Raw genomic sequence first — 5,017 nt, 5'->3', positions numbered from 1 at the left:
TCGGTACGGTGGCCGACCTGTCCGGCGCCGATTTCTATTGCCGGCCGTCGTGCCGTGGTCAGACAGTCAAGGGTGCGCAGGCGGTGGTCGAGGTGCAGCGATGAGCCGCATCCAAGCGACTTTCGAGACGCTCAAGGCGCAAGGACGCACCGCGCTCATTCCCTACATCACGGCCGGTGATCCGTACGCTGACGCGACGGTCGACATCATGCTGGCCATGGCGCACTGCGGTGCCGACGTCATCGAACTCGGCGTGCCATTCTCCGATCCGATGGCCGACGGTCCGGTGATCCAGAAAGCCTCCGAGCGCGCGCTCGCCAAGGGCATCGGCATGTCGCAGGTGTTGCAGGCAGTGCGCGGTTTTCGGGATTGCGACGACGGCACGCCCGTGGTGTTGATGGGCTATGCCAACCCGCTCGAGCGTTACGGCCTGGACCGCTTCGTGACCGACGCCAAAGACGCCGGCGTTGACGGCGTTCTGGTGGTGGACTATCCACCCGAGGAATGCGAAGGTTTCGCCGCAATGCTGCAGGGCGCCAGGCTCGACCCGATCTTCTTGCTCGCGCCGACCTCGACCGAACGGCGCATGAAGGAGGTGGGCCGCATCGCGAGCGGCTATGTCTACTATGTGTCGCTCAAGGGCGTGACCGGCGCTGGTCACCTGGACACCGCCGCGGTGGCGCAGATGCTGCCACGCATACGCCAGCACGTGAGCGTGCCGGTCGGGGTGGGCTTCGGCATCCGCGACGCGGCAACTGCGAAGGCGCTGGGTGCAGTGGCCGACGCGGTGGTGATCGGTTCTCGCCTGGTGCAGTTGCTGGAAGTGCAGCCGCGCGAAGCCGTCGCCGCGGCTGCGGGCGGGTTCATCGCCACCATTCGTGCGGCGCTCGACGAACAAACCAAGGAGTGAGCAGATGAGCTGGCTCGAAAAACTGCTGCCGCCGAAGATTCAGCCGACCGATCCGTCCGAGCGCCGTTCGGTGCCGGAAGGTTTGTGGATCAAATGTCCGTCTTGCGAAACGGTGCTCTACAAGACCGACCTCGAGCAGAACTGCAACGTCTGTCCGAAGTGCAACCACCATCACCGCATCGGTGCGCGCCTTCGGCTCGACAGCTTTCTCGATCCCGAGGGCCGCTACGAGATCGCCCAGGAGGTGTTGCCGGTCGATCCGCTGAAATTCAAGGACAGCAAGAAGTACCCCGAACGCCTCAAGCAGGCGATGGAGGCCACCGGCGAGACCGACGCACTGGTGGTGATGGGCGGCGCGGTGCTCAGCATGCCGGTGGTGGTCGCGGCTTTCGAGTTCGAGTTCATGGGCGGCTCGATGGGCTCCGTGGTCGGCGAGCGGTTTGTGCGCGGCGTCGAGACCGCGATCGAACAGAAGACAGCCTTCATCTGCTTCACCGCCACGGGCGGCGCGCGCATGCAGGAAGGTCTGCTGTCGCTTATGCAGATGGCCAAGACCAATGCCTCGCTGACCCGCCTGGCCAAGGCCCGGTTGCCCTACATCAGCGTGCTGACCGATCCCACCATGGGCGGCGTGTCGGCCGGCTTTGCTTTCATGGGCGATGTGGTGATCGCCGAGCCGAGGGCGCTGATCGGCTTTGCCGGCCCACGGGTGATCGAGAACACCGTGCGCGAAAAGCTGCCCGAAGGCTTTCAGCGCAGCGAGTTCCTCATCGGCAAGGGTGCGCTAGACATGATCGCCGACCGGCGCGAGCTGCGCGCCAGAATCTCGCGACTGCTTGCCATGCTGCAGCGACAGAGCGCGGACGCAGTGGCCTGACGTTTCCTCCTCAGAGCGGCCGGGTGAGGAAAGGGCGGCTCGAGCCGCCCTTGTGCTTCCTGGGGCCGATTGCCGCGCCTTGCGCCGCCTAACATCGACTCCATGACGACACCGTCCAGCTTGGCCGAGTGGCTGGCCCACTGCGAGCGCCTGCATCCCACGACCATCGATCTCACGCTCGAGAGAGTGCAGCGCGTGAGTGAGCGACTCGGTCTGGGTTTCAGCTGCCCAGTGTTCACCGTGGCCGGCACCAACGGCAAGGGCTCGACCTGCGCGATGCTCGAGGCGATCCTGATGCAGTCGGGCTGGCGGGTCGGGGTGTACACCTCGCCGCACCTGGTGCACTTCGAGGAGCGCTGCCGCGTTGACGGTGCAATCGTCGAGGCCGCCGCACTGATGCCGCATTTCGAGGCGGTCGAAGGGGCACGCCAAGGCGAGACCCTGACCTACTTCGAGTTCACAACACTGGCGATCCTGCGGCACATGAGCCAGCTGGGGCTCGATGCGGTGGTGCTGGAGGTGGGCCTGGGCGGCCGGCTCGACGCCGTCAACGCGATCGACACCGATTGCGCGATCCTGACCAGCATCGACCTCGACCACATGGACTACCTCGGCCCGGATCGCGAGTCGATCGGTGCGGAAAAAGCCGGCATCCTGCGCACCGGTCGTCCGGCCATCGTCAGCGATCCGGTGCCGCCGCAAAGCGTGATCGACCGCGCACGAGAGATCGGCGCCGACCTGTGGCGCTTCGGGCAGGACTTCAACTACAGCGGCGACAAACAGCAGTGGGCGTGGGCCGGGCGCACTCGGCGCCACAACGGGCTGGCCTATCCGGCGCTGCGTGGTGCCAACCAATTGCTCAACGCCTCGGGCGTGCTGGCCGCGCTGGAGGCCATGCGCCCGCGTCTGCCGGTGACGGCCCAGGCCGTGCGCAATGGATTGGCGATGGTCGAGTTGCCCGGGCGCTTCCAGATCGTTCCGGGCGAGCCGACCCTCGTGCTCGATGTGGCGCACAACCCGCACGCCGTGGCTACGTTGGCCGAAAACCTCGATCAGATGGGCTTTTATCCCGGGACGCGCGTGGTGTTCGGCGCGATGAGGGACAAGGACATCGAAGCCATGATTGCGCGGATGCTGCCGCTCGTGGATGCTTGGCATTTCACCGACCTGCCGACACCCCGCGGCGCGACCGCACTCGAGCTTCAGGCGTTCTACGAGCAAGCGCTGCGTCGACGGTCTGCGGGGGCAGCGCCGCTGCCACCGGGTGTACAGGCGAGCCTTCATGACTCGCCCCGAGCGGCCCTTCTCGAAGCCCTCGAACAGACTGACCCCACGGGTAGAATCGTCGTGTTCGGATCCTTCTACACGGTCGGTGGCGTGCTCGAGCACGGGCTGGCGCGTCGCGCCGCCAAGCACCTCGTTTGAAGCTGCTGCAGTCCTCAAGACCACCGCCGCCGTTTGGCCCGCACTCAATCGCGAAAAAATGCGGCCTCGCAGCAGGCCGTCTCAGCGATCTACGCTTTCACGCTCCGAGAAGAGATCTTTCCGCATGGGCCTGCTGTCCTTCCTGCAACGCAAGGCCGCCGTCGCCGCCGCCTCGGACCCTATGTCGGTCGATGCGGCCCGGCTGCGAGCACGGCGTCGCCTGATCGGCGCTGTGGTGCTGGTGGCAGCTGGCGTGGTCGGCTTTCCGCTGCTGTTCGATACCAGCCCTCGGCCCTTGCCGCCCGACATCACGATGGAGATGTCCGAGCCCCAGGCCGCCGCCGCCTCCGCGGTAACCAAGCCGGCGCCCGACACTTCCGCTGGGCCGGCGGCGAACACGGAGGAGGTCATCGTTGATGGCGCTGCCGATACAGATCGCGAAGTCGCCGCTTCGCCGGTCGCAACGCCGGCTCCCGTGGCGATCAATCGCATTGCCGAGAAGCCATCTGCTCCTGCAGCCGAGACGGGACCGGCCCGCAAACCAGCTCCTGCGACTGCGCCGCTCAAGGCGAACGAGGAGGCCCGCGCGCTGGCTGCTCTGCAAGGCAAATCGACCGCCGCGGTCCAGCCTGCGGCGCCGCGCGAGGACGCCGGCCGCTTCGTCGTCCAGGTCGGCGCATTCAGCGAGGCGACTTCGGCGCGTCAGGTGCGTCAGCGCGTAGAGAAGCTGGGCCTCAAGACTTACACGCAGGTTGTCGAGACGGCGGCCGGCAAGCGCATCCGGGTGCGCGTCGGTCCTTACGGCGAGCGCGGCGAGGCGGATCGCGCCGCAGCGCGGCTGAAGCAGGCGGGTCTTCAGCCTGCCGTGCTGACCTTGTGAGCCCCGCATTCGCCGGCGTGAGCTGGATAGACTGGGCCTTTTTTTCCTTAGTTGTGCTGTCAGTCGTCGTCGGCGTGGTGCGGGGTTTGATGTATGAAGTGATGTCACTGCTGGGCTGGGTTTTGGCCTATGTGGCCGCAAATGCGTTCGGTCGGTTGCTGGCGCCCGCCATTCCGGTCGGCACGCCCGGCTCGGGACTCAACCTGGCGGTGTCGTTCGCGGCGGTCTTCATCGGCACGCTGATCGTGTGGAATCTGTTGTCATGGCTGCTCAAGAAACTGGTGCAGGCTTCGCCGCTGAACCCGCTGGACCGCGTGCTCGGCGCGGTCTTCGGCTTGTTGCGCGGCGGCCTGATCGGCCTCGTGGTGGCGACGGCAGTGAACCTGACGCCGCTGGCCGAGTCTGCAACGTGGCGCGACTCGCACAGCGCGGCCGGCTTGCGCGAAGTGCTGTCCGGTTTGCTGCCACTGCTGCCGGACGAAGTGGCACGGCATCTGCCGGCCTGATGGATCGTTGAAGGGATCAATGGCATGTGTGGCATCGTCGGTGTGATCTCCAAGGCGCCGGTAAATCAACTGATCTACGACGCGCTGCTGCTGCTGCAGCACCGTGGCCAGGACGCGGCGGGGATCGTCACGGCCGGGCCGGATGCAAAAGGCACGAAGTTCTTCATGCACAAGGCGCGCGGCATGGTGCGCGACGTGTTCCGCACCCGCGACATGCGCGGCCTGCCGGGCACCGTGGGCTTGGGACAGGTGCGCTACCCGACCGCGGGCAATGCCTACAACGAGGAGGAAGCGCAGCCGTTCTATGTGAACGCGCCGTTCGGCCTGGTGTTGGTGCACAACGGCAACCTGACCAACGCGCACGCGCTGCGAACGGAGCTGTTCGCGATCGACCGGCGCCACCTCAACACCGACAGCGA

General features: G+C 66.4%; 5 protein-coding genes and 1 pseudogene. All 6 read left to right on the top strand.

What is annotated here, in order from left to right:
• Positions 1–100 precede the first annotated feature (100 nt).
• Entirely contained in the window at positions 101–910 is an 810-nt protein-coding gene (gene trpA / locus H0W38_RS16440) for a tryptophan synthase subunit alpha (RefSeq protein ID WP_292456048.1), read from the top strand.
• Positions 911–914: 4 nt separating this feature from the next.
• Positions 915–1,787 (top strand): acetyl-CoA carboxylase, carboxyltransferase subunit beta, encoded by an 873-nt coding sequence (accD, locus tag H0W38_RS16435; protein ID WP_292456045.1) that lies wholly within the window; start codon positions 915–917, stop codon positions 1,785–1,787.
• Positions 1,788–1,889: 102 nt separating this feature from the next.
• The gene (gene folC / locus H0W38_RS16430) at positions 1,890–3,212 is read left to right on the top strand and encodes a bifunctional tetrahydrofolate synthase/dihydrofolate synthase (RefSeq protein WP_292456043.1); all 1,323 of its coding nucleotides are present in this window, start codon (positions 1,890–1,892) and stop codon (positions 3,210–3,212) included.
• A gap of 124 nt (positions 3,213–3,336) precedes the next feature.
• Positions 3,337–4,092, top strand: coding sequence for an SPOR domain-containing protein (locus H0W38_RS16425; RefSeq protein WP_292456041.1), 756 nt, complete (start codon positions 3,337–3,339; stop codon positions 4,090–4,092).
• A 17-nt stretch (positions 4,093–4,109) separates the two neighbouring features.
• The gene (locus H0W38_RS16420; protein WP_292456039.1) at positions 4,110–4,598 is read left to right on the top strand and encodes a CvpA family protein; all 489 of its coding nucleotides are present in this window, start codon (positions 4,110–4,112) and stop codon (positions 4,596–4,598) included.
• Positions 4,599–4,622: 24 nt separating this feature from the next.
• A pseudogene (locus H0W38_RS16415) lies at positions 4,623–5,017 on the top strand (amidophosphoribosyltransferase); the annotation flags it as partial.

Origin of the sequence: Methylibium sp., assembly GCF_013817365.1 — a bacterium.
In the GTDB taxonomy this organism is placed as follows: Bacteria; Pseudomonadota; Gammaproteobacteria; order Burkholderiales; family Burkholderiaceae_C; genus Methylibium.
This window is presented reverse-complemented; position numbering and strand designations above follow the sequence as displayed.

Coding starts and splice junctions, on each gene's coding strand:
- trpA (WP_292456048.1), top strand. CDS start 101: ATGAGCCGCATCCAAGCGACTTTCGAGACGCTCAAGGCGCAAGGACGC.
- accD (WP_292456045.1), top strand. CDS start 915: ATGAGCTGGCTCGAAAAACTGCTGCCGCCGAAGATTCAGCCGACCGAT.
- folC (WP_292456043.1), top strand. CDS start 1,890: ATGACGACACCGTCCAGCTTGGCCGAGTGGCTGGCCCACTGCGAGCGC.
- H0W38_RS16425 (WP_292456041.1), top strand. CDS start 3,337: ATGGGCCTGCTGTCCTTCCTGCAACGCAAGGCCGCCGTCGCCGCCGCC.